The organism is Pyrococcus sp. ST04 (assembly GCF_000263735.1).
Taxonomy (GTDB): Archaea; Methanobacteriota_B; Thermococci; order Thermococcales; family Thermococcaceae; genus Pyrococcus.
Window position 1 is genome coordinate 687,967 of record NC_017946.1, and the last position, 21,977, is coordinate 709,943.

A 21,977-nucleotide genomic window follows, 5' to 3' on the forward strand; every position below is an offset into this window, starting at 1 on the left:
TTCCTTCCCCAAGATATTAGTAGCCCTATTGGAAAATATAATTATTTCTAACCATTTTATGGATTATTTTTGAATTTAGAAGCCTGAGAAACCTTTTTAAGAATAAAATTAGCGAGAATAAAGTAAGAGGGAGATAGGATGAAAGCGATTTACAGGGAGATGTGTCCTAATTGTAACGGGGCAATAACTGATGAGAGACTTGCGAGCAAAAATCCCTGTGATGCTTGCTTAGATAAACCTGAAATTTCCGAGAATTACTTTGACTTAGTAACTGCTGTTAGAAATGCACTTAAGCTTAGGGGGACTTTGAAGCATTGGGAAGAGTTGTATAAGCTGAATAAAGAAGTTAAAGAGGTAGAAGATCTCTTTAAGAAAGCAACTGGATTTACATTCTGGAGTGCTCAGAGAACATGGGTTAAGAGAATAATTAAGGGCAAGAGCTTTTCGATAATAGCTCCGACTGGGATGGGAAAGAGCACATTTGGAGCTTTCATTTCGATATACTTTGCCATTAAGGGAAAAAAGAGCTATATAGTTGTTCCTACTACTCCCTTAGTCATTCAGACTGTTAAGAAGATTCAAGGGATGCTTGAAAAAGCGAATGTGAATGTTAAATTACTTTACTATCATGGCAACATGAAAAAGAAAGAAAAGGAAGAAGCATTAGAAAAGATTAGATCAGGAGATTTTGACATACTCGTCACTTCAAGCCAGTTCCTTGCTACAAGATTTGAAGAACTTTTAAGGGACAAGCACTTTGACTTAATCTTTGTTGATGATGTTGATGCATTCCTTAAGGCAAGCAAGAACATAGATAGATCCCTACTAATGCTGGGCTTCAATGAGGATATCATTGGAAAGGCATGGGAAATTATAAAGCTTAAAAAACAATTAGCAAAGCTATTGTCAAATGAAAACGCAAGTGAAGAGGTTGAAAAGCTAAATAAGGAAATTGAGAAATTAGAAAAAGAGATAGAGAAGTATAAAAAGGATCATGATATTGGAATTTTGATAGTTGCCTCGGCAACGGGTAGCGCAAAAGGAGATAGAATAAAGCTTTACAGAGAACTTCTCGGGTTTGAAGTAGGTAGCGGAAGGAGTGTTCTGAGGAACATAGTTGACACCTATATTGTTCCTCAAAAGTCTGTTGAGGAGCATATTGAAGAACTCCTGAAAAAGCTTGGAAAGGGAGGATTAATATTCGTTCCCATAGACAAGGGAATTGAATACGCTGAAAAATTAACGGAATACTTGAAGAATAAGGGATTCAGAATTGAGCTTGTTTCTGCAAAGAATAAGAAGGGTCTTGAGCTGTTTGAGAAAGAGGAAGTCGATTATCTGGTTGGCGTTGCTACATACTACGGAACGATAGTCAGAGGTCTTGACCTACCACACCTTATAAGGTTTGCAATATTTGCGGGAGTTCCAAAGTTTAGATTTTCCCTGGATCTGGAGCAGCCCACAATATATAGAGTGCTCGGTTTGATGAGTGAAATTCTAGAATTTCTCCCAGAGGACAAGAGGAGCGAAGGAGAAAAACTATATGCCAGGTTAAGGAGACTGATAAGAAACATTCCTCAGTATGATCTTATGAAAATTGAAGAGGCCTTAGCTGAAGGATTAGAACTTGAAGGGTTTTACAGCCATGTCCTTGAAGTTTTTAAACAGGCTGTTGGATTTCTTAGGGAGGCTCTAAAGGATGAAGAAGTACTCAGAAAAATAGCAGAAAATCCATTTCTGAGTCTTAAAAAAGAGGGAGAAAAGTGGTACATAGAGATTCCTGACGTAAGAACATACATTCAGGCAAGTGGGAGAACATCAAGACTCTTTGCTGGTGGAATAACTAAGGGTCTCAGCGTCATAATCGTAGATGACCAGAAGGTTTTCAACGGATTAGTAAGGCAGATGCGCTGGCGTTTTGTTGAATTTGAGATCAAGAGCTTTGAGGAGATAAACTTAGAAGAAGTTCTTAGAGAGATTGACAAGGATAGGGAGAAAGTCAGACTGGTTATAGAAGGAAAAATCAGTGAACAAGTTAAGGATTTAGTGAAATCTGCACTGATGATTGTTGAAAGTCCAAATAAGGCCAGAACAATAGCAAACTTCTTTGGACAACCGAGTAAGCGGAAAATTGGGGATCTAGTTGCTTATGAAGTTAGTATTGGAGATAAAATGCTTACAATACTTGCAAGTGGAGGGCATATGTTTGACCTTGTGACGACAGAAGGATACCATGGTGTTCTAATGCTTGAGAAAAATGGGAAGAGATACTTTGTTCCCGTTTATGACACTATAAAGAGATGTAGGGATTGTGGGCATCAGTTCGTTGACTGGGAGCAGAAGGGTGTTTGTCCGAAGTGTGGAAGTAGGAATGTTCATGACGCTCTTGAGAATGTGAAAGCGATGAGAGATCTAGCTCAAGAAGTTGATGAGATACTCATAGGTACAGATCCAGATACTGAGGGAGAAAAAATAGCGTGGGATATAAGGAATGTTCTTGCTCCCTACGCTCCTAACATAAAAAGAATAGAGTTTCATGAAGTTACAAGACCTGCGATTCTTAGGGCAATAAAAGAAGCCAGGGATATAAATGAAGATAGGGTAAATGCGCAACTAGTGAGAAGAATAGAAGATAGATGGATTGGATTTGAGCTTAGCCAAGATCTCTGGAGAGTGTTTGAAAACAGGAATCTATCAGCTGGAAGGGTTCAGACTCCCGTTTTGGGATGGATAGTTCAGAGGTACAAGGAATTTACTGAAAGTGAGACCGACTTCCTTGGAGTGACACTCGAAAATGGCATATCAGTGACAATTGAAGGTGCTAAAGGGGAATTCGAGGAGGTCTTAGTGAAAGACGTGATTATAGAAGAGAGGGAGATAAATCCATTACCCCCATACACTACCGATGCCATGCTACAGGATGCCTCAAGGTTCTTAGGCTTCTCTGCAACGAAGACTATGCAGCTTGCACAGGATCTATTCGAGCTTGGTTTAACAAGCTATCACAGAACGGATAGCACACATATAAGTAATACTGGAATTGAAATAGCAAAAGAGTATATAACCCAAGAAATTGGTGAAGAATATTTCCAGCCGAGAAAATGGGGAGAAGAGGGTGCTCACGAAGCTATTAGGCCCACGAGACCTATAGATACTGGAAGGCTGATTCAGCTGATTAGGGACGGCATAATAACTTTACCAAGGAATTTAACAAGGGATCATTTCAGACTTTATGACATGATATTTAAGAGGTTCATAGCCAGTCAAATGAAACCTGCGAGAGTTGTCTATGAGAAGGCAGTTCTAGAAACACCCTTTGGGGACGTGGAGATTGAGGGATATATAGAGGTTCTATACGATGGATGGTCTAAAGTAAGGCCGCTTCCTCTCAAACAGATTCCAAGACTCGAAAAGGGCCAAAGGATAAAGGTCAAGGAAATTAGACATTGGAGGGCTCCAAAGGTCTCCTTGTATACCCAGGGAGATGTTATAGCATTAATGAAAGAAAGGGGGATTGGAAGACCCTCGACTTATGCAAAGATAGTCCAGACGTTGCTACAGAGAGGGTATGTTATTGAGACTAAGGGAAAGAAGAAACTTGTTCCTACTGAAAAGGGTATAAAAGTATATCATTATTTAGTAAGCAGATATAAGGATTTGGTCAGCGAGGAGAGGACTAGACAGTTAGAGAGTATAATGGATGCGATAGAAGAGGCTAGGGCTAATTATCAGGATGTTCTCAATGATCTTTACGAGGAGATAAGAAGATATGTGAACAAATCTTGATATTTTACTTTTCTTTGTCGAGTTATTGTCTCATACTTGGAACACGGAATTGTCGATAGTAGATTGTCGTAGTATCAAAAACTTTATTAGGTAGAAAGGATATGCATGAACATGCAATCTTTCTATGCATATATCAAGTACTTACTCCTTCGACCATGTAAAGTTAATGCTTTATCTCTTAATTAGGAAAAATCTTATATAATCTAAAATCACCACTAATATTGACAAGTTCGTGACGGTGGTAAAGATGAGTAAGGATAGGATGGTAGAACTATTACAAGAGCACTTTGAGTTAAACTTATACGAAGCCAGAGCATATGTTGCCCTTGTTGCGTTTGGAATTCTTACACCTGCTGAGTTGGCAAGTGTTTCTGAAGTCCCTGCTCCAAGAACTTACGATGTACTGAGAAGTCTTGAAAAGAAAGGATTCGCAATGAACCAACCGGGCAAAACCAACAAGTACAGGCCAGTCCACCCAGCAAACATATTAGAGAAGTTCATTCAGGACTGGCAAGAGAGAGTTAAAGAAGAGCTTGAGGCAAAGAAAAAGGCCAAAGAAGAGCTTCTTGAGCTCATGGCACCATTAATTGAGACTGAGGTTCCAAAGTACGGTGTTGAGAGAGTGTGGGTAGTCAGGGGAATTAAGAACTCAACGCTTAAGACAAGGGAAATGCTAGAGGAAGTTCAGAAAGAGCTTCTTCTTGCAGATGATGGATTCATAGCAGTAAATCTTGAAGATGATATAATCAAGGCTGTTGACAGGGGAGTCAAGGCTAGGATAATTCTAACCAAAAACTTACTTCCGAGAATTAAGGGATCAAAGCTTGTCCAGTATGCAAATGAGGGCAAAATCGAGCTTAGAGCCCTTGACAAGTTTGACCTACCAATGCTAATCTGTGATGAAGAGGTGTTCTTCGCACTGGAAGACCTGGCAGCAAGGTACTTTAACTATGAGACCCAGGTTTGGATAAAAGACCACAGAGTGGTTAACCTATTCAAGAGCAAGTTCGAAGAATATTGGAAGAGTGCTGAGAAAGTTTAGACGTATTTAAACTTCTTTTCTTCCGGTTTTTCTTCTCTAATTCTCCAGTATATCTTCCCTCCCTTTTGAAAGCTTTCAACTTTTCCCTGTTCTGCTAATCTTAGGAGAAATCTTCTAGTCTCAATTCTTGATAATCCCGTCGCTTTTGATATTTCTTCTTCGGTTTTTTCTCCGTTCTCCAAGGCTTCTAATATTTTTATGTGCTTCATCCTTCTCCCTCCAGCTTTTTGTATCTCTCAATAATTGTCAGGAGTTTCTCCATAACTTCCAGATGAACTTTAAGCTCTTCAATTCCCTCAGGCATTGAAGAAGCTAGCTCTTTAAACTTTTCCATAAGAATCTCCTCAACTCCCTTTAATTCCTGTCTCTTTTTCTTCTCTCTGTACTCACATACTGGGCAGAAGACCCTGCCATCTTTTTCAAAGAGAGGTGACCCACACTTCGGACAATGCTTGTCGAGCATCTTTGCTCCAGAGAGGAGGAGGGGAGCTATTACCTTCCTAATCTCTTCGTCTGTTATCATCTAACCACCTCCCTTGGTGGAGCCCTTGCTACTCAAGACGAGGATATCAGCTCCCTTAAGGTAGAGAACACCTCTATCACAGCTCTCCTTCCAAGTTTTGATCTAGAAACCCTCTCAGAGATCTCTGCCATATCTGCTGCAACTATTTTAAATTCCTCTGATATAGCCTCAATTATGCTAAGAAGTTCTTTAAGTGTAAGCTCTCCATGCTGAAACCTAGCTATCCTATACTCGGGTCTCAACACATCCAGGTCTATTGTTAGGTATACTTCCTCTCCAAGAAATTCCTTGGCCTCCTTAATGACCTTACCTATTCCATGTTGCTTTAAATTGATATATCTCTTCCATTTTCCCCTAACTCTTCTTGTCCTCGGCAGAGCGGGGAATATCTTAACTCCCTTGGTCCAAAGTTTTGTTCTTTCTGTTGTTGGAACCATTAAGACGGCTCCTATTACCGATGCCCTTTCAATTCTCTCCTCCTTTAGAGCATAAGCAAGCCAAGATGCATGGTCAAAGTAGTCCTGCATTAGGTCTGTGTGTGCGTCTATACTTATCACTGCTCTCGGTTTTAGGATCTTGATTATATCATACGTTGTAGAATGGTCTCCTATTATGTAAATTTTATCTCTACTAGGCCTTTGTAGTATTTTTGGTTCATCTATGAGCCCCTGTCTCTTAAGCAACTTGGCTACATACACCACTCCTTCTTTGTTGGGATCTTCACCACTTGGAATAAAGACCGTCATTTTCCTCCACCTATTTTTTGTAAACTCTCACGTCGACTACTACATGCCATACTCCTGGAGCATATCTCTTTATTTTGAGCTCATTGAGCTTTTCAGCTTCGTATCCGTGCTCTTTTGCAATTTTTAGGAAAGTCTCAAAAGGTTCTTTGGGCATTAATTTCTCTGGCACGGTATTGTGGTAGTGTATTATGGCTTCGTCCTTAGCTATGCTTAGGGCTTTTGGTATGAATTCGTGGGTTCTAACTACATATCCCATTAGGATCCTATCCGCTATATTCTCTCCAGGAAAGTCTCGGTTGTCCATGTTGTATGCCATCATCCTATCCTCAACTTTGTTCAGCTGAATATTCTCAACGAGGAATTTGAAAGTATAGGGGTCTTTCTCTATTGCTATTACTTTTGCCTTACCATAAACTGCTATGGGAAGGCTTAGATGGCCAATTCCTGCAAACATGTCTACGACAAGTTCATGAGGTTTTGCCACTTTTGCCATTCTAACTCTCTCCTTAACGTTTGCGGGGGAGAACATAATCTTTGCAACATCAAGCTTGTATTTTATTCCGTTTTCGATGTGCACCGTTATGGTGTCGCTTCCGTAGAGAATCTCATAGTCGGGTTTTCTCGTTTCTCCCTTGATGTGGCCCTTTCTCAGGACAGCTTTAGCTCCGATAACTTGGGCGTAAACCTCTGCTATTTTGTATTTGTATGGCTCGAGCTCTTTTCGGAGGGGGAGCAGTAAAACATCTCCTATTTTAACCCATCTCTTGGGTAGAAGATCAACTAGCTCGGGAGGCAACTCTTTTGAAAGTATCTCTTTAATCCTAGGTTTTATTACCTGAGTCCTCATTTTTCCTTCCTGTGAGAATCTTTCTTATTTCAGCTAGGATTTCTGCAAAGATTTCATTTCTATTGTCAGGTGTTAACCAATAGTATTCTCCAAGAGGTCTATATCTATCAACTAACTTCCTATGAACAGTTGCAAGCAGTGGCTTCTCGCTTTTAAGTACTAAGCCAAGAGCCTTTAGGAATTCATTGCTTTTGAACTCCATTGGCCCTATTTCATCTATTATTATGAGGTCTGCCTCTCTCAAAGCTCTGGACATTGCAGGAATTGCAACTCTTTCAAAACTCTCCACATCTATGACGTATTTGCCAAGTCTTGGGTAACCGTAACCGACGTGGGCAAGTCTCCCGATTTCTCCTGTGTCTAGGGCTATAACTCTAAAACCAGTTCTTTTTACTCCACTCCTAATTTCCTCCGTTATTATTCCCCCTACCTTGAATCCATCTCGTCTTATTTCATCTGCTATTCTTTTAGCTAATGTCGTCTTTCCTACTCCGGGCATTCCGCTCACAAAGAACCTCATGGTCTAAGGTATTAACTCCCTCCTTAATAATGTTTAAGGTATGACTGCTCTTAATCCATTGTTCGATATTATCCTCGGCTTCATGTTGTAGCTTTTCTCGATGACCTCTTCTGAAAATTCTTCCCTTGGCCCTCTCCATATGACCTTTCCGAACTTGAGCACTAGTATTTCGTCTGCGTAGTTGATAGCTATGTTGAGATCGTGAAGAACTGCCACTATTATCTTCTCATCTTTCAATGATGTTAGTATCTTAATGACTTCTTTTGCATGGTTTATGTCAAGATGGCTTGTTGGCTCATCGAGTAACATTACATCACTACCTTGGGCTAACGCCCTTGCTATGAGGGCCAGTTGATATTCCCCTCCGCTTAGATTCGTTATAGGTTCATTTTTCTTATCAAGAAGGCCGACACTCTTTAGGGCTTTATTCACATCTCCCCCTGTTGCATAGGTTCCCAGTTCAACAAACTCCTCAACGGTAAATGCGAATTCTGGGAATGAACTTTGTGGAACATATGAAACAATTTTAGCCCTATCCCTTGGTTTTAGCGTTGTAAGCTCTACATTGTCATATCTTATACTTCCACTTGGCCTCAATATCCCCGCTATACACTTTAGCAAGGTTGACTTGCCAGAACCATTAGGCCCTACTATTGCCAGTATTTTACCCTTTTCTGTTGTGAACTTAACATTATCAAGGACTTTTCTTGTCCCATATGCAAATGATATATTAACATGCAACCTAGGCATAGAGCTCACCTCTCTTCCTACGGACTAATAAGTAAGCAAAGAACGGCGCTCCAAACATGGCAGTGACGATTCCTATTGGAATCTCTGCAGGAGCTATTGCGGTTCTTGATATTAGATCTGAGATAACTAGGAGCGTACCTCCAAACATTGCCGCATTTGGGAGAAGTCTCTTATGGTTTGGACCTACTATCAGCCTCATTACGTGTGGGCTCACCAGTCCGACGAACCCTATTATCCCACTCTCCGCAACTGCAACTCCTGTCATTATCGATATTGCAAAAATTATCATCTTTCTGTAGAGATTAATATCCAATCCAAGGGCTATGCTCTCCTCTCCCAGGAGAAGGAGATTTAATTCTCTCCAGCTCGTTAAAAGTAAAAATCCTCCGACTAGTGTTGCAATGAACATTATACTAACTTTCCCCCAAGTTGCTAAGGCAAATGTCCCAAATAACCAGAGCAGACCTTGGTGAATTTTATCTTTGTTTGTGTACAAAATATAAGAAGTAATGGCATGGGAGAAGAAGCCTACCGCTATCCCTGCCAGAAGTAGAACGTCAACTGGAATGTGGCCATTCACCTTCGATATCCTATAGACGGTATAAACTGCCGCAACAGCTCCCAAGAAGGCAAACAGTTCGATGTATTTAGGGTTGTAAGCTAAGGCTAGAGCCGCTCCAATTGAGGCTCCTCCGCTAATCCCCAAAATGTATGGATCAGCGAGAGGGTTTCTGAATAGGGCCTGACTAGCTGTTCCAGATAGTGCTAATGCGAATCCCACCAAATAAGCCAGAAGAACCCTGGGTAGCCTTATATCTAATATTATAAATTCTAGGCCTGATAACTTTCCTTCCCGATAGAGAGAGATCGTGGAGGGGGAAAGTGAAGAGAACACTTCTTTGAGCGGAATTTTAACTGACCCAATCGATAGTGCTATCACTATCGAAAATCCTGAGAGGAGGACCAGGAGTAGGGTTGTTTTTCTTGTGTTCACAAGTTGGATAAATATTCCATTAGCTTATATCATTTTCCTCCTTTATCATATGCTTATAGTAGTACCACAATCCCCTTATTATGTCTCTGAGCTCTATCATAGTGTAAAGCTCGGTTCTATTTATCAGTTTGGCAGTTTCCTTCCAGTCATGTGCCTGAAGAACCCTATGAATCAAGAGAATTATCTGCCTTTCATCTAGGTATGGCCTCATCCAGCCGTCGAGGAAGTACAGCTTTACGAGAGGCTTCACGGCATCGACGACGGTATCGTAGGTTAGGACTCTCTTAATGAACATCTCAAGCCTTCTCTTCTGGGTCTTGGTTAGGTAAATTGGATAACCAACTGCTTCTCCGAATGGTGTTTCAAAAAGCCATCTCGCGATTTCTGGTTCTAGGTCTTTGTGGGTGTCTCCGAGCCACTCTGTCAGTCTTAGTCTGAATTCGTCATTGGCTTTCTTCACGATTTCTTTTGCCCTTTCACTTATTGGTTTTATTACTATTGCAGTGTACTCTCCGCTAACTGGATTTCTCGTGGGGCTTAAATGCACCACGGCAAATCCATTTCTAACCCAGAATCTTATGAGCTCTGGACTCGCCCCAAATCCAGACCCAACCCAATCATATCCCTTTTCTTCTGCCTCCCTAACTAGCAACTCCAAGGCTTTGCTTCCAAGTCCAAGGTCCATTGCATCTGGATGAGTTGCTATTCTAACAACCCTGTATCCTCTAAGCCTTGCGAACTCTTTTGCATAGTGATGTTTGACCATCATATCGGGGATTATGTTCCCTGGAGGTTTGTATCCCTTGGCCATCTTGTCTATTACTCCCTTGGGTATTCCTCCTTCTCTGGCAATCTGGATTGCTGTAACTATCTTTCCATTTTTCAACCTCAGAACCCTAGCCTCATGATGGGGAGCATCTGCAAGGAGAGCAACATCGCTAGGCCTGTTTCTGTAGTGAGCGAGGACGTAAATTCCCACAAAGTGTCTTAGGTCTTCCCTATCATTTTCAAACCAATCGTCAAGATCTGGCTCCTCTAGGTATACCTCCATCTTTCTTATAAGCTCGTAATCTTCCTCAGTTAACTCAACTGGTTCTGCATCTAAAAGGAGAACGTCGAATAGCCATTTCTCTATTGGATCCCCCTCGGCGTATCTTATTGGAACTGACAAGTGAACTTCTTTGTACTCTCTCTTTTCCTTGGCTTTCTTTAGGAACTTTACGGAGAAACCTCTACCAGCACCTTCATATCCGTGTATCGTTGATGAGAATACGACCCTCCCTTTTTCGAGGTACTTGTGGAGTATTGGAACGTGTATTCCTGCAGCTTCGTCAACTATGTATAGATCTGCTTTCTGTCTGTAGCCCTTTGTTGGAGGATAATATCTTAAGGCTATCCCCCTGGCATACAACTCCTTTATTAGGCCATTTTCTGTTACAGTTTTGGTTTTGTATCCGAGAACTTCTAGGCTTTTTCTGGCAAATTTGAATAGACTTTGGACATTCTCTAATTCTGGGGAAGTAACGACTATCCTAAACCTCTTCTTCTTGCTGGTTACTGCCAGTCCAATGGACGCTATTCCTACAGAAACGCTCTTCCCCCTTCCCCTATCTGCAGTTAGGACAATCATTCCTTCTTTTTCTATTAGGTCTTCAAGAGCTTTTAGAACATCAACCTGCCCCCTAGTCAAACATAACTCGTAGAGTTCTTTAGGAAACTTTATCTCTTTAGGAATCTCGATTTTTTCTCTTTCTGGGAGCTTTGCTTGGCTCTTGTGTTTTCTTGGCTTTCTCTCTGCTTTCATCTTATCAGCATTTATAATGTAAATCCCCTTATGTTCGCTGAACTTTCTTATGAGTCTTCTATTGAATCTCTTTTTCACGTCTTCTATTGTATACGGAGGGGTAACTAGACTCTTGTGAAAACCTGTCCACATATCTTTCCACTTTTCAAAAGGGTTCGTTAGGACAAAAATTATTCCTCCTCCTCTTACAGTTTCTATTATCCTCCCGAGGTCATTTGGGGAATAGTCATAACTCAGGTCTATTATCAGAATATCAAATGTTCTTCCCAGGATATCTCTACTGTACTTGAAAGTCACCGACGTCAACTCAGCGTTTGGGGCTATGACAGAGAAGTGCTTTCTAAATTCCTCAAATCTCTTTCTCCCGTAGGTTTCTTCTCCAAGTGCATCCGTAGCGTATAGAACTTCGACTCTGTCGGTATCTCTCAGCTTTCTCTCTAATAACTCTGGAATATGTTCAGAGAGAATCCTCGCGACACCACCTGCCAGTATTCCTGCTAGCTTCGCCTTGTCAAGCTTTTCCCCTTGGAGGACTATCATCCTTCTATGAAAATTAGTTATTGCTTCGGCAAGGGCAGTTTCGGTGAGCTTGATAATTGACTCCTTAACCTTCTCTTTTCTCGCATACTCACGAATATCTTTAGGAAATCTAACTTTAAGCGTCATCTTTCATCCCAATTAAAGAGAAATTTCTGAGCTTAAAAACTTCAGCCTTCTTGATTTTTTAGTATCTGTTGAATATCGTTGTATATCGTGTCCCTTGAAACTCCGAACATTCTTGCCAGTTCAGATATGTTGAGGGCCTTTGGATTAAAGTTCACAAGCTCTAGGAGCTTTGCTAGGACTTTTCTTCTGTTTTGAAGCTTCATCTCTTCGAGGCCAGATCTTATGGGTCTGTTGTAAAGGACTACCGCTACTGCATATGTCCTCCTTGTTACGGGAGTCGTGTATGTTTCTATCTCTAGGTCAGCTATTTCCATGTCGGGTGTTATTTTAGCATTCAGTTTTTCTTGTAGCTCTTCTATCGCTCTCTCTTTGTTCCCAGAGACCGCATATTCAACTATTATCCCTGGCTTATAAGGCTCTGCAAGGTCAAAAGTTGCCATTATTGAAATAGTTAAAAATGCACCCATTGTAACTTTTATCTTTGAATTTATAGCCTTTCCTCGTGGTGGGAACTTTCTTTGAGCTAGATCTGTCAGTTTTTTTATGCATTCCCTTACATTAGCCCCCTCACAGTGGAGTAGGGTTATCATAGTAAACACCTGCAAAATTATCTATACCATAAGCAGAATTGAAGGTGAATGTATATATAGGCTTTGTTTTTTCTTAAATTTAGAAAGGCTAGGAGGTGGAAAAGATGAGGAGGGCCCAAGGAGCAATTGAGTATCTATTCATGATTGCGGCAGCGTTGATAATAATTGCAGTTGTAATAAGGTATCTTAGAAGCACAGGAGAAACTGCCGGTCAGCAGGCAAATACTACTGTCTCACAAGCAGGATCCCTTATCCAGAGTGCAATAAGCCAAGCAATTGAAAACGCTACTAAAGAGTGATAACTCTTAGTTAATTTGCTTTCCTTTTTATGAAATATGCTATTTTCTCTTTTTCTCAGAGCTAGGAGCTAGATAATAACGGGAGAGTGGAGATGATAGTATGGCAAGAAGGTCGCAGGCTGCGATAGAATATCTAATCTTGCTGGGAGTGACAATAATAATAGTTTTTATAGTTGTTGGATATGTGGTTCTTTACACTCATAGTGAAGCAAAAACCGCAAGTACTACGGGGGAGTCTGTAATTTCAAATGTCAAGAGTGGTATTCTTAATATCACTTCTCAGGAGTTAAATAAGTGACTAACATTCTGATTTTCCCATTTTTTGAATAGACCTTTATACCTTTGTTCCACTCACCTATATCCCCTTGGGTTATAGTTATATTAAATTGATTAACGAGGATTGTATTTCCAATCTTTGTAAAGCTTTTTTGTAATCTTAGAAATATGTTTTTCACGTTTTTTATCTCTATTATCTCTCTTCTTATCTCAATATCCCCTGAAATGTTTCCTTGTATGGCTACATATATACCTCCTCTCTTAATAAGAACTGTTTCTGGGGGATTTTCTGTTATGTCAAAGCTAAAAATTGGAGAACCATTATAAAACACCCATATATGTCCATTATATGTCCCTATACTTATATTTTTGTTCATTGTTCTTTTTCCATAAATTTCGAGCCCCTCACCGTCTGGGAAGGAATGTCCATAAACTAAAGAATAGCGTTCCCTAATCATTTCTAAAATCACTTTATAAACAGACCCTGGAAGAACTCTCTTCTCAGCCATCCTATATGTCCATGTTCCCAATATAATGGATGTTATATTTCTACTTTCAAGCCTTTTTAGGAACTCATAAGGATCCATATGGGCTAGGTATAGAAGGCCAAAGTTGTCTATCAATTCTGGAGGTTCCTCTATTCCAAGAAAATATGCGGTCATTGGGTTAAAGGAGTATGCATTAGTTAAATTAATGTTCTTTAGCTCCTCCCTAAGGGTATTCGTATGCTCAGCAAATGCTACGGCCATTTCTCCTCGGGGTAGAGTTGTTATGAATAGTATTGCTACAAGGATTAGAGGGGCAACTCTTCTCCAATCTTCAATCATAGACCCAAGTGCTAAGATTAAAGTTAATAGATAGGGGTAGAGAAATCTTGGGACTCCAGGCATTGGGATTAGAATGTACGCCACGGTGAGCCAGCTTATTGTTGCCCACAGGGGACTCTGAATAGTCCTACGTTTTTGTAAAGCTAGGATAAGGCCTATAAACAACAGAGTGACATAAGGATAGAGAAGCTCTAGAAAACCACTTCTAATATCTCCTATAAAATCGGAAATCAGGGAGAATAAGCCCATAAATAGAATTCCCCTCCCCCTATTCAACAGATAAACATCTCTTATGTAGGATTCCGTTGTAAGTAAGTACGGTCCCTCTATGATTGCTTTTCCAATGATGAAGCATGAAAGTAAGACTGCAATCTCCCTGAAGTTTTTAGTGATATTTACTTCAAGGGCATTGAACCTTAGAATGTAAAATATCAGGATGAGCAGAAACACAAGTAGCCCATATTTTGCCCCAACAACTTCTATTTCGCCGATTCCAGGGACGACAAATATTTTTCTTGAGATGTCTGATGGAAATTCCATAACCAGTACGATACCTATAAGAAGGTAAGTGAGATATGCCGAAAAGATCGCCTTAACAAGTTCTTTTTTGTCCCGTATCTTTATGGCTCCGATCGCTGAAAATAGCAAACCCCCAGCAAAAGGCAAAAATGTGTGCTTGACACTACTTCCTATACCAAGAACGAACGCCATCTCTCTGTACTTTCCAATGAGGTAAAGGTAGAGGGATAGAAGGGTGAAGAACTCTAGAAGGCTTTCATGAAGGACCACTGTATTCAGGTGAATTGTCAGTAAATCAAGGGTTATGAGAAGGGTGAGAGTTATACCATTATCGTTAATCCTCTTTCCAATTAAGTATGCGATTACCAGAGAGAAAGCTCCCAGTGTGAGGGATAGTGCTCTTCCAACTACGTAATAGTCTCCAAAAACTTTCATCCATCCTGCTAGTAGGTAGTAGTAAAGGGGAGGATGAACTGTGAATATCTCCTTATAAAGGGGAGTACCCTCTGAAAGCTCTTTGGCTATCATTAGGTATGTTCCCTCATCATAGTCCCAATACTCGTTCATTGGGAAGAGGAGGGGAATGCGGAGTAGGAAATATAGAACTAGAATGGGCATTAAGATGAGTATGTCATTTCGAGAGAGTTTAGTCCTCATGATTCGCTCCCCCATGTAGCTCAACAAATTTGATACCTAGTGGATTCTTGTAGGAACATCTCTTACACTCTATTGTTAGGAAGTGCAGTCCTGGGGATGTGTTGGTTTTTATTTCTATTGTTTCTGGGGTGCTCCCTACTTTTCCATTCCAAACCTTCTTTCCGTCAACATAAACGCTTATCGTCTGATTATCTTCTCCTGTTGCAACTGAAATTTTAATAGAGGATATTGCGTTCTTTGTGCTGAATGCAATGGTGGAGTTCTTTGCAACTGATATCGCGTATGGGTACTTTTCTAGTAGTAGCTTCTGAGTTGCATAGTTCTTTATTATGAATCCATGAACGAAGTACTTTGGGGAATCTAGCCACGTCATGACTCCAGATGCAGTGTAGTATTTAATTGCCTCTTCTTTAGCCTTCTGATTCGTTGAGTTTGCCCTTAAGGAAAACAGCCACAGTCCTCTCCTGAATAGAACTATCCTATATTTCCAATAGTACTTACTGACGTCAAGGGGATATGATATGAGTTCACCAGCTCCTCTGCTATCTATGTATAGAAATTCTGCATTCTCAAGGATGCTATTATCCACTCTCCCTTCCGAGTCTGAAATGCACACTATTGGTGTGTTGGTTAGTATCGGTATCCATCTTCCAGAGTCAAATATACACGCCGTTGCAACGGTTTTATTTTTGGCTACTTCATTAACTTCCTTTATGAACTCTATGACGTTTCCGTCTAGGAGGTAGGAGTTCTCATTTGCTATGTGCTCCCTGCTAATGTTTGGATAAGTAAGTAGGAGAGATGCTAAAATTAAAGATAACAGAATTTTTCTGTGTCTCCCTACAGTTTCCCACATCCCGTACCCTTCCAATATTGGAATTATTGGGGTAGTCAGCAGGAAGGCTCTCTCTGAGTTCCATATCGCTGAGAGGTAGGGAATTGGAATCCTAAAGAAAATTTTATCAGCTATTATTCCAATTATCACGGCAAATGTGAGAGTTAGAGGAACAATCTTTTCATGCTTCTTTATGAATGTCAAAATAATGCCGAAGAGAAAGGCAAGACCTAGAAGGATTTGGCCGTTTTCAAGGAATGTGTAAGAGAAGATGTAAGAGACAAACTCTAAGTTATCCTTGTTCTCGAAGTGGCTATTAAGTTTGGCCCCTGATGTAGCGTAGTTGAGTGAGGAGGGCACGAAGATTATGGGAAGAGCAATTGAAATTAGGGCTACAATAATGAAGCTCTTTACGCTTCGTTTAAGTGCAAGTAAGAAAATCAGGAGCAAAATCTCGTAGGCAATGAACTGATAAGGGTGCACCATGGCTAGAACTCCACCAAAGAGTCCAGATATAATTGGAGATGTTTTTCTTTCTCCCGTTTTATAGAGTAGAAACACAGCGAACAAAAACATTATATAGTTAAAAACTGCTGGAAGTAGCCAATATTGCTCAAAATAATAGTTTATAGCCACTAACGGTGTTATAAACGCTGATACTACTCCAACTTCTTCCTTTACAGTTCTTCCAACTAAGTATACTGCTATTGGTAGGTAGGCGATTTCGAAGAGTCTTAGCGTGTTCATTGAAAATATTATATTCCACGAGATCCCTCCTGAAAGGTATGCGGCTATTACATGATAGCCCGGAGGATATGTGATTATTCCCTTGCTGAAGTATGGGGGAACCGTGCTAAAATACGGAGAGTCTGAGGTTATCATCATCTTAACTTTTGAGCCGTGGAACCATGTATCTGCGGCTCTGTAGTCTGGTAGCAGGAAGTAGAACTTCCTCACTACAAATGCTAGGAGAACTGAGAAACCTAGAAAGGTTAAGATCTTGAAGTCTCTCTTTGGATTTAGGTTTAACTCGAAATTTCTATTTTTGTATCCGAGAAGTACTATCAGGAAAGAAACAGTGGGCCAGACGAGCTTCAGTGGAACACCAAGCCTGCCTAGTGATAATGCCAGTATAATTAGAGCTACCATTCCAGTCCCTGGAGAAAGGAGAAGTACTTCAATTCCTTCGAGACTCTTAAATAGGCCTATGTTGAGGAGAAGTCCAAAATAAATGAGCTCTATGAGGAAAAATGTTGGATTCCTGACTATTAGGGAGAGGAGAGAAACTATTAATGAGAAAATTACAACTACTATTTCTCTTCGCACTCGCAGGGCTTCTTTCCACAATAGGGACACACCCCAGGGTACTTTTTCTTTGCGGCTTCCTCTAGATCTATGTCAAGTAAGTTAGCCAAGCTTGCAAGCCATGCCAAAACGTCAGCAAATTCTTCTTCCAACGCTTCTCTGTCGTTTTTTCTTAGTGCTTCAGCCAGTTCTCCAACTTCCTCAACGAACCAGAAGAAAGTCCTCTCGATGCCTCTCTTTTTATCTTTGTGATAGTAGATCTCCTTTATCATCTGCTGGAACTCGCTTATCTTCATACTTTCACCTCCTTTCTGCTTCGGTTTTTCTGTCATAGCAGAGGATGTAAAATGCTAGCAAACTTTTCCACTTTCCGTATGGTTCTATGATCTCTCTCACGTCTTTTTCTTTAACTTCCTTCACTTTCAGGCCAAATATTTTTGCTATCCCTCTTCTCAGTCCTAAGTCACTTGCAGGGTAAACGTTTTTTCTGAGCCCATACATCAGGAAGAGCTCAGCGCTCCACTTTCCTATCCCTCTGAATTTTGTTAGGTATTTTATCGCCTCTTCCTCTTTCAACTTTTCGAGATCTAGTTTTAGCTCTTTCTTTAATACTTTCTCAGTTACCTCTAGGATGTAATTTGCTCTGTAACCTAGTTTGGCCTCTTTAATTCTACTTCCCAGGGATAGGATATCTTTTGGAGAAGGGAAGAGGTACAGATCTCCGATTTTTCTTCCAGCAAGCTTTACTAGGTTGAATATCGCCTTCTGTGCAAACTCGAAGCTTACTTGCTGTTGTGCTATTACCTCAACGATTGCCTGGTAGGTGTCTGGGGCCGCTGGAATTGTAAGTCCGTAAAATTCCTCGATTAGGAATGAGAATTTTGAATCGCTAATTTCAGAGTAAAATGAATCAAGGTCTGTGTCGAGCCCTAGGATGAATTTGATTTTATCTTTTGCTATTTTCTTTTCTTTCCTGCTTAAGGTATCTGGAAGTATAAATTCTTCCCCATTGTATCCGACTATACCTTGAGGTAGGGCTTGCCAGAAGGTTCCTTTTTCGAATTTCCAAGTTCCGTTTTTTATCATTTCATGGGTTGTTTTCTTTAGGTCTATCATTCTCCATCACGCTCAGCAAGGCCCTTTCCTCATCTCTCGGAGCAGTTCGCTCTCATCATCGCCTTAATCTTGTGTTTCACGTTGAATTTAAATAGTTCTCCCTATGGAAAGTTAGTAATTTTCTCGTCCTTTAGGGTGGAGAAAGTCAGTAGGCATAACTTTTTAATGTCTCCTAATCCAAATGGCTAGTGGGAAAAACTATGGGAAAGGCGAAGCCAAGATATTGTGAGCTTTGTGGAAGGGAAATTCGAGGGCAGGGGCACATTATAAGGATTGAGGGGGCCGAGCTTTTAGTGTGTGACGAGTGTTATAGGAAGTATGGTAGGAAGCCGGGAACTTTCAGTATAATGCCGAGGAGAGAACCTGTTAGAAGGGTTACATCTTCTAAGCCTAGACCCATTGTAAAGAGGGAGAGGCCACTGATAACTGAGGACATAGTTGAGGATTATGCCGAGAGAGTTATGGAGGCTATAAGGAAGAGTGGGCTCAGCTATGAGGAGCTTTCTCATAAGGTTGGTTTGTCGGTGAATGTTTTGAGAAGGATTGCACATGGAGAGTATACCCCCACGATTGAGGAGGCTAGAAAGCTTGAGAGGTTCTTTAAAATAAAGCTTGTTGAGAAGGTTGAGGCTGATTATGAACAGAGACCAATGATTCCTAAGGATTATGAACCTACCTTGGGGGATATAGCAAGGATAAAGGTTAGAAAGAGGAAAAAGTAATTAGTGCCACGTGACAACTTTTCTTTCAACTTTTCCTGCTATGGCATCTTTCATTGCTTGTTCAATTATTTCTAGGGCTCTTTCTGCAACTTCCCTTGTAATGACTAGGGGTGGTGTTATTCTTATGACGTTTCCAAACATTCCATAACTTGGGAGTATAAGACCAAGCTCGAATGCTCTCCAACATATTTTTCCTGTCATCTCAGGGTCTGGCTTGTTTTTGTCCTTTACTATCTCCACTCCTATCATAAGACCTTTTCCTCTGACATCTCCTATGATTTCAAATTCTTCTTTCATTTCTTCTAACCTCTTCATGATGAAGTTTCCAACGTTCAATGCATTTTCTATGAGGTTCTCGTTGTCTATTATCTCTAAAGTGGCTTCGGCTGCTGCTGAGATCACGGGATTTGCAGCGGGAGTTAGCAAGGCTGATCCGCTAGTCATGTTCATTAGCTCTTCTTTTCCAATTACCCCACTCAGGCCCATTCCACTAGCCACTCCTTTTCCAAATATTAATAGGTCTGGCTGAACGTTAAACCACTCTATCCCCCACCATTTTCCGGTTCTTCCGATTCCTGTTTGAACCTCGTCAACGACGAGAAGTATTTCGTACTCCTCTAGGATTGGTTTTAGTTCTTTGAAGAAATTGTCTGGAGGAACTACTATTCCGGCGTCTCCTTGGATTGGTTCTACGAAGAGTGCTGCAACCTCGTCTGGAGGAACTACGTGAGCAAAGACGTAATTTTCTAGATAATCCAGGAATCTGCTTATGAGTTCGTCTGGTTCTTCATATCCATTTATTCCCCATATATTTCTGTAAGGGTTTGGATATGGGAGCCAAAATACGTTGGGCATTAGGGGGGAGTACCCTCTCTTTTGGGAGACTTGGAAGGAAGCAACGGATGTTGCTCCGAAGGTTTGACCATGGTAAGCTCCAATGAATGAAAGTATCCAAGGTCTTCTTTTTGAGAATTTTGATATTTTTATTGCCATATCCACGGCATCGCTACCGCTAAGACCGAATACTATTTTTGGGTTTTCTATTGGTGAGATTTTGGCGAGCTTTTCTGCGACTCTTATTGCCCTTTCGTTGTGAGTGTAACCTATCATTGAGTGCTGGATGAGTTCTACTTGTTTTTTCACTTCTTCAACGAGTTTTGGGTGGGAGTATCCTGTTGACGCTGCTGCAGCACCTGCTAGGAAGTCAATGAACACGTTTCCATCAACATCTTCTATAAATGGACCGAATCCTCTTTTTGGAACTAGGGGGAATAATTTAACACCTATTCCTGGAGATAGGACTTTTCTTTCCCTCTCGATTAGTTCTCTGGCTTTTGGTCCGGGAGGTTTGACAATGATTTTTGGATACTCCATAATTATCTCCCTCTTAAATATTTCAAGTGTTGAAAATAAATATATGTTGGGTAATCTAATTTGAAAAAATGACAAAAAGAAGAGATAAGAGAGTCATGGATTCTTCGCTATAAACTCTTCGGTGTACTGTTTAATTATTGGGTAGAGTACTATTAGGCCTATTAGGTTGGGGATTGCCATGAGTCCGTTCATCATATCTGAGAAGTTCCAGACGTCTTCAAGTGGCTTGACTGCACCGATGTAGATGAATATCACGAAGAGGAGGTTGTAGACCAAGTGGAGCTTTGGATATAGATTTGCAAATTTCTGCGGGTCTTGGGTTATCCACTTTGCCAGGTACATGACGTTCTGTCTTCCGTAGAATGACCATGCCAGGATAGTTGAGTATGCAAAGAGAATTATTCCTATTGCTACCATTATTTCTCCAATGTGTCCAAATGCTTCGGCGAATGCTGCCTGGGTTAGTGGGGCACCGTTTAGATCTGGATACTTGGAGTAGGCTCCGGTAACTACTATGCTTATTCCGGTAAGTGAACAGATTATGAGTGTGTCGATAAATGGACCAAGCATTGCGACGTGGGCTTGTCTTGATGGGTGGTCTGTTTTAGCTGCTGCGTGAGCGAGGGTTGCTGTACCTAGGCCTGCTTCGTTGGAGAATAGACCTCTCTTTACACCCCAGATTATGACTTGTCCTATTGCTCCTCCTGCAACTGCTTTTCCTGTGAATGCATCTTTAATTATTGTAGCTATTGCACTTGGTATTTGGCCTGCAAACTTTATCCATACTCCAATTGCGAATAGGAAGTATACTATTGCCATGAATGGAACAAGCATCTCTGCAACTTCTCCAATTCTTTTAATTCCTCCAATAACTACTATGAACGTTAGCGTTGCTAGGGCAAGTCCAGTTACCCATGCTGGTATTCCAAATGCTGTTTCAATTGCATCGGCAACTGAGTTTGACTGGGTCATGTTTCCAATACCGAATGCTGCTATTGCGGCGAAGAGTGCAAATAATACTGCTAAAATCTTTCCTATGGTTGGTAAATAAGCCTCGTTGAGTAGTGCGAGGCCTAAAATCGCGAATAGGATTGCTATTATAAATGCGAGGATCTTTAATCCTCCGCTCAGTCCCAATCCGTCTTTTGCTATGAATGCTGCAAACAGTATTGTCATTATTGATGCTATAACCCTACTAACTCCAGTTCCCTTTACCTCTGCAAATCCTTTCTCTAGGAAGTTGAATGTTCCTCCTATCATTGTTCCGTCTGGAAGCTTTCCTCTGAATGCAACTCCGAGAAGTCCTTCTGAATATCTTGTAGCCATTCCCACTAGTGCTGTAACCCACATCCAGAATAGTGCTCCGGGCCCACCGAAGTGAATTGCCGTGGCAACTCCAGCAATGTTACCAATTCCTACGGTTCCAGAAATTGTTGCCATTAAAGCTTGGAAGGGTGTAATATCACCTTCACCTTCCTTTTTTCTTCCCTCGAAGAGTGTGAATCTAATGGACCATCCAAGTCTCCTGAACTGGATTCCCTTTAGGACTATTGTGAGGAGCAGTCCTGTACCTAGTAGAAGGACTATCATGGGTGGGCCCCAGACCTCTCCATCGAGCCAGTTTACAAAGTCCATTATGCCGCCCATTAATGCACCCCCATGTTAATTATCGAATTTCATTATTATAAAATGCTCTATTTAAGACTTACTTGTCCTTAATTTGTCATTAGTGAAAATTTTCATGCTTGAAATAAAGCTTAAAACTTGGTGAACAAAAAT

Annotated in this window: 20 protein-coding genes; 5 read left to right on the forward strand and 15 right to left on the reverse strand. The window is 40.8% G+C overall.

Going from position 1 to position 21,977, the window contains the following annotated elements:
• Window positions 1-138: 138 nt before the first annotated feature.
• Both rgy and trmBL2 read left to right on the forward strand, forming a co-directional pair.
• Window positions 139-3,786 carry a reverse gyrase gene (gene rgy / locus PY04_RS03540; protein WP_014733806.1) on the forward strand — a complete coding sequence of 1,216 codons (3,648 nt, stop codon included), beginning with the start codon at window positions 139-141 and terminating at the stop codon, window positions 3,784-3,786.
• Window positions 3,787-4,033: 247 nt separating this feature from the next.
• Entirely contained in the window at window positions 4,034-4,828 is a 795-nt protein-coding gene (trmBL2, locus tag PY04_RS03545; protein ID WP_048055954.1) for an HTH-type transcriptional regulator TrmBL2, read from the forward strand.
• Here trmBL2 and PY04_RS03550 read toward each other — a convergent pair.
• The 9 genes from PY04_RS03550 to PY04_RS03590 are packed head-to-tail and all read right to left on the reverse strand — an operon-like array spanning window position 4,825 to window position 12,268.
• Window positions 4,825-5,037, reverse strand: coding sequence for a FaeA/PapI family transcriptional regulator (locus PY04_RS03550; protein WP_014733808.1), 213 nt, complete (start codon window positions 5,035-5,037; stop codon window positions 4,825-4,827). The genes trmBL2 and PY04_RS03550 overlap by 4 nt on opposite strands.
• Entirely contained in the window at window positions 5,034-5,351 is a 318-nt protein-coding gene (locus PY04_RS03555) for an Sjogren's syndrome/scleroderma autoantigen 1 family protein (RefSeq protein WP_014733809.1), read from the reverse strand. The genes PY04_RS03550 and PY04_RS03555 overlap by 4 nt, the downstream gene beginning before the upstream one ends.
• Before the next feature lie 32 nt (window positions 5,352-5,383).
• On the reverse strand, window positions 5,384-6,097 hold the full coding sequence (locus PY04_RS03560) for an arginase family protein (protein WP_014733810.1): 714 nt from the start codon (window positions 6,095-6,097) through the stop codon (window positions 5,384-5,386).
• Window positions 6,098-6,107: 10 nt separating this feature from the next.
• Complete coding sequence (locus PY04_RS03565) at window positions 6,108-6,944, reverse strand: class I SAM-dependent methyltransferase family protein (protein WP_014733811.1); 837 nt, start codon at window positions 6,942-6,944, stop codon at window positions 6,108-6,110.
• Entirely contained in the window at window positions 6,919-7,464 is a 546-nt protein-coding gene (locus PY04_RS03570) for an NTPase (protein ID WP_048055955.1), read from the reverse strand. Before PY04_RS03570 ends, PY04_RS03565 begins: the two co-directional genes overlap by 26 nt.
• Before the next feature lie 33 nt (window positions 7,465-7,497).
• Window positions 7,498-8,214 carry an ABC transporter ATP-binding protein gene (locus tag PY04_RS03575; RefSeq protein ID WP_014733813.1) on the reverse strand — a complete coding sequence of 239 codons (717 nt, stop codon included), beginning with the start codon at window positions 8,212-8,214 and terminating at the stop codon, window positions 7,498-7,500.
• Window positions 8,207-9,208 (reverse strand): iron ABC transporter permease, encoded by a 1,002-nt coding sequence (locus PY04_RS03580; RefSeq protein WP_014733814.1) that lies wholly within the window; start codon window positions 9,206-9,208, stop codon window positions 8,207-8,209. The genes PY04_RS03575 and PY04_RS03580 overlap by 8 nt, the downstream gene beginning before the upstream one ends.
• Before the next feature lie 19 nt (window positions 9,209-9,227).
• Window positions 9,228-11,678, reverse strand: coding sequence for a tRNA(Met) cytidine acetyltransferase TmcA (locus tag PY04_RS03585; RefSeq protein WP_014733815.1), 2,451 nt, complete (start codon window positions 11,676-11,678; stop codon window positions 9,228-9,230).
• Between the two features lie 41 nt (window positions 11,679-11,719).
• Window positions 11,720-12,268 (reverse strand): HTH domain-containing protein, encoded by a 549-nt coding sequence (locus PY04_RS03590; protein WP_014733816.1) that lies wholly within the window; start codon window positions 12,266-12,268, stop codon window positions 11,720-11,722.
• A gap of 104 nt (window positions 12,269-12,372) precedes the next feature.
• Here PY04_RS03590 and PY04_RS03595 point away from each other — a divergent pair, with 104 nt between their 5' ends.
• Window positions 12,373-12,567 carry a class III signal peptide-containing protein gene (locus tag PY04_RS03595; RefSeq protein ID WP_014733817.1) on the forward strand — a complete coding sequence of 65 codons (195 nt, stop codon included), beginning with the start codon at window positions 12,373-12,375 and terminating at the stop codon, window positions 12,565-12,567.
• Window positions 12,568-12,667: 100 nt separating this feature from the next.
• Window positions 12,668-12,865 carry a hypothetical protein gene (locus PY04_RS03600; RefSeq protein ID WP_048055956.1) on the forward strand — a complete coding sequence of 66 codons (198 nt, stop codon included), beginning with the start codon at window positions 12,668-12,670 and terminating at the stop codon, window positions 12,863-12,865.
• Here the strand turns inward: PY04_RS03600 and PY04_RS03605 are convergent.
• The 4 genes from PY04_RS03605 to PY04_RS03620 are packed head-to-tail and all read right to left on the reverse strand — an operon-like array spanning window position 12,840 to window position 18,102.
• A complete protein-coding gene (locus PY04_RS03605; protein WP_014733818.1) occupies window positions 12,840-14,846 on the reverse strand; it encodes a glycosyltransferase family 39 protein in 2,007 nt (668 codons plus the stop codon). The two genes, PY04_RS03600 and PY04_RS03605, sit on opposite strands and share 26 nt — an antisense overlap.
• Window positions 14,836-17,028: a DUF6541 family protein gene (locus tag PY04_RS03610; RefSeq protein WP_148266004.1), complete on the reverse strand. Its 2,193-nt coding sequence runs from the start codon at window positions 17,026-17,028 to the stop codon at window positions 14,836-14,838. The genes PY04_RS03605 and PY04_RS03610 overlap by 11 nt, the downstream gene beginning before the upstream one ends.
• Window positions 16,992-17,282 carry a MazG nucleotide pyrophosphohydrolase domain-containing protein gene (locus PY04_RS03615; RefSeq protein ID WP_014733820.1) on the reverse strand — a complete coding sequence of 97 codons (291 nt, stop codon included), beginning with the start codon at window positions 17,280-17,282 and terminating at the stop codon, window positions 16,992-16,994. Before PY04_RS03615 ends, PY04_RS03610 begins: the two co-directional genes overlap by 37 nt.
• Before the next feature lie 4 nt (window positions 17,283-17,286).
• A complete protein-coding gene (locus PY04_RS03620) occupies window positions 17,287-18,102 on the reverse strand; it encodes a DNA-3-methyladenine glycosylase (protein WP_014733821.1) in 816 nt (271 codons plus the stop codon).
• 200 nt (window positions 18,103-18,302) lie between these two features.
• Between PY04_RS03620 and PY04_RS03625 the strand changes: the two genes are divergently transcribed.
• Window positions 18,303-18,824 (forward strand): multiprotein bridging factor aMBF1, encoded by a 522-nt coding sequence (locus PY04_RS03625; RefSeq protein WP_014733822.1) that lies wholly within the window; start codon window positions 18,303-18,305, stop codon window positions 18,822-18,824.
• Here the strand turns inward: PY04_RS03625 and PY04_RS03630 are convergent, their stop codons facing one another.
• Window positions 18,825-20,198: an acetyl ornithine aminotransferase family protein gene (locus tag PY04_RS03630; RefSeq protein WP_014733823.1), complete on the reverse strand. Its 1,374-nt coding sequence runs from the start codon at window positions 20,196-20,198 to the stop codon at window positions 18,825-18,827. It lies immediately after the preceding gene.
• A 93-nt stretch (window positions 20,199-20,291) separates the two neighbouring features.
• On the reverse strand, window positions 20,292-21,845 hold the full coding sequence (locus PY04_RS03635) for a sodium:alanine symporter family protein (RefSeq protein ID WP_014733824.1): 1,554 nt from the start codon (window positions 21,843-21,845) through the stop codon (window positions 20,292-20,294).
• Between the last annotated feature and the right edge of the window lie 132 nt (window positions 21,846-21,977).

Coding starts and splice junctions, on each gene's coding strand:
- rgy (WP_014733806.1), top strand. CDS start 139: ATGAAAGCGATTTACAGGGAGATGTGTCCTAATTGTAACGGGGCAATA.
- trmBL2 (WP_048055954.1), top strand. CDS start 4,034: ATGAGTAAGGATAGGATGGTAGAACTATTACAAGAGCACTTTGAGTTA.
- PY04_RS03550 (WP_014733808.1), bottom strand. CDS start 5,037: ATGAAGCACATAAAAATATTAGAAGCCTTGGAGAACGGAGAAAAAACC.
- PY04_RS03555 (WP_014733809.1), bottom strand. CDS start 5,351: ATGATAACAGACGAAGAGATTAGGAAGGTAATAGCTCCCCTCCTCCTC.
- PY04_RS03560 (WP_014733810.1), bottom strand. CDS start 6,097: ATGACGGTCTTTATTCCAAGTGGTGAAGATCCCAACAAAGAAGGAGTG.
- PY04_RS03565 (WP_014733811.1), bottom strand. CDS start 6,944: ATGAGGACTCAGGTAATAAAACCTAGGATTAAAGAGATACTTTCAAAA.
- PY04_RS03570 (WP_048055955.1), bottom strand. CDS start 7,464: ATGAGGTTCTTTGTGAGCGGAATGCCCGGAGTAGGAAAGACGACATTA.
- PY04_RS03575 (WP_014733813.1), bottom strand. CDS start 8,214: ATGCCTAGGTTGCATGTTAATATATCATTTGCATATGGGACAAGAAAA.
- PY04_RS03585 (WP_014733815.1), bottom strand. CDS start 11,678: ATGACGCTTAAAGTTAGATTTCCTAAAGATATTCGTGAGTATGCGAGA.
- PY04_RS03590 (WP_014733816.1), bottom strand. CDS start 12,268: ATGATAACCCTACTCCACTGTGAGGGGGCTAATGTAAGGGAATGCATA.
- PY04_RS03595 (WP_014733817.1), top strand. CDS start 12,373: ATGAGGAGGGCCCAAGGAGCAATTGAGTATCTATTCATGATTGCGGCA.
- PY04_RS03600 (WP_048055956.1), top strand. CDS start 12,668: ATGGCAAGAAGGTCGCAGGCTGCGATAGAATATCTAATCTTGCTGGGA.
- PY04_RS03605 (WP_014733818.1), bottom strand. CDS start 14,846: ATGAGGACTAAACTCTCTCGAAATGACATACTCATCTTAATGCCCATT.
- PY04_RS03615 (WP_014733820.1), bottom strand. CDS start 17,282: ATGAAGATAAGCGAGTTCCAGCAGATGATAAAGGAGATCTACTATCAC.
- PY04_RS03620 (WP_014733821.1), bottom strand. CDS start 18,102: ATGATAGACCTAAAGAAAACAACCCATGAAATGATAAAAAACGGAACT.
- PY04_RS03625 (WP_014733822.1), top strand. CDS start 18,303: ATGGGAAAGGCGAAGCCAAGATATTGTGAGCTTTGTGGAAGGGAAATT.
- PY04_RS03630 (WP_014733823.1), bottom strand. CDS start 20,198: ATGGAGTATCCAAAAATCATTGTCAAACCTCCCGGACCAAAAGCCAGA.
- PY04_RS03635 (WP_014733824.1), bottom strand. CDS start 21,845: ATGGGCGGCATAATGGACTTTGTAAACTGGCTCGATGGAGAGGTCTGG.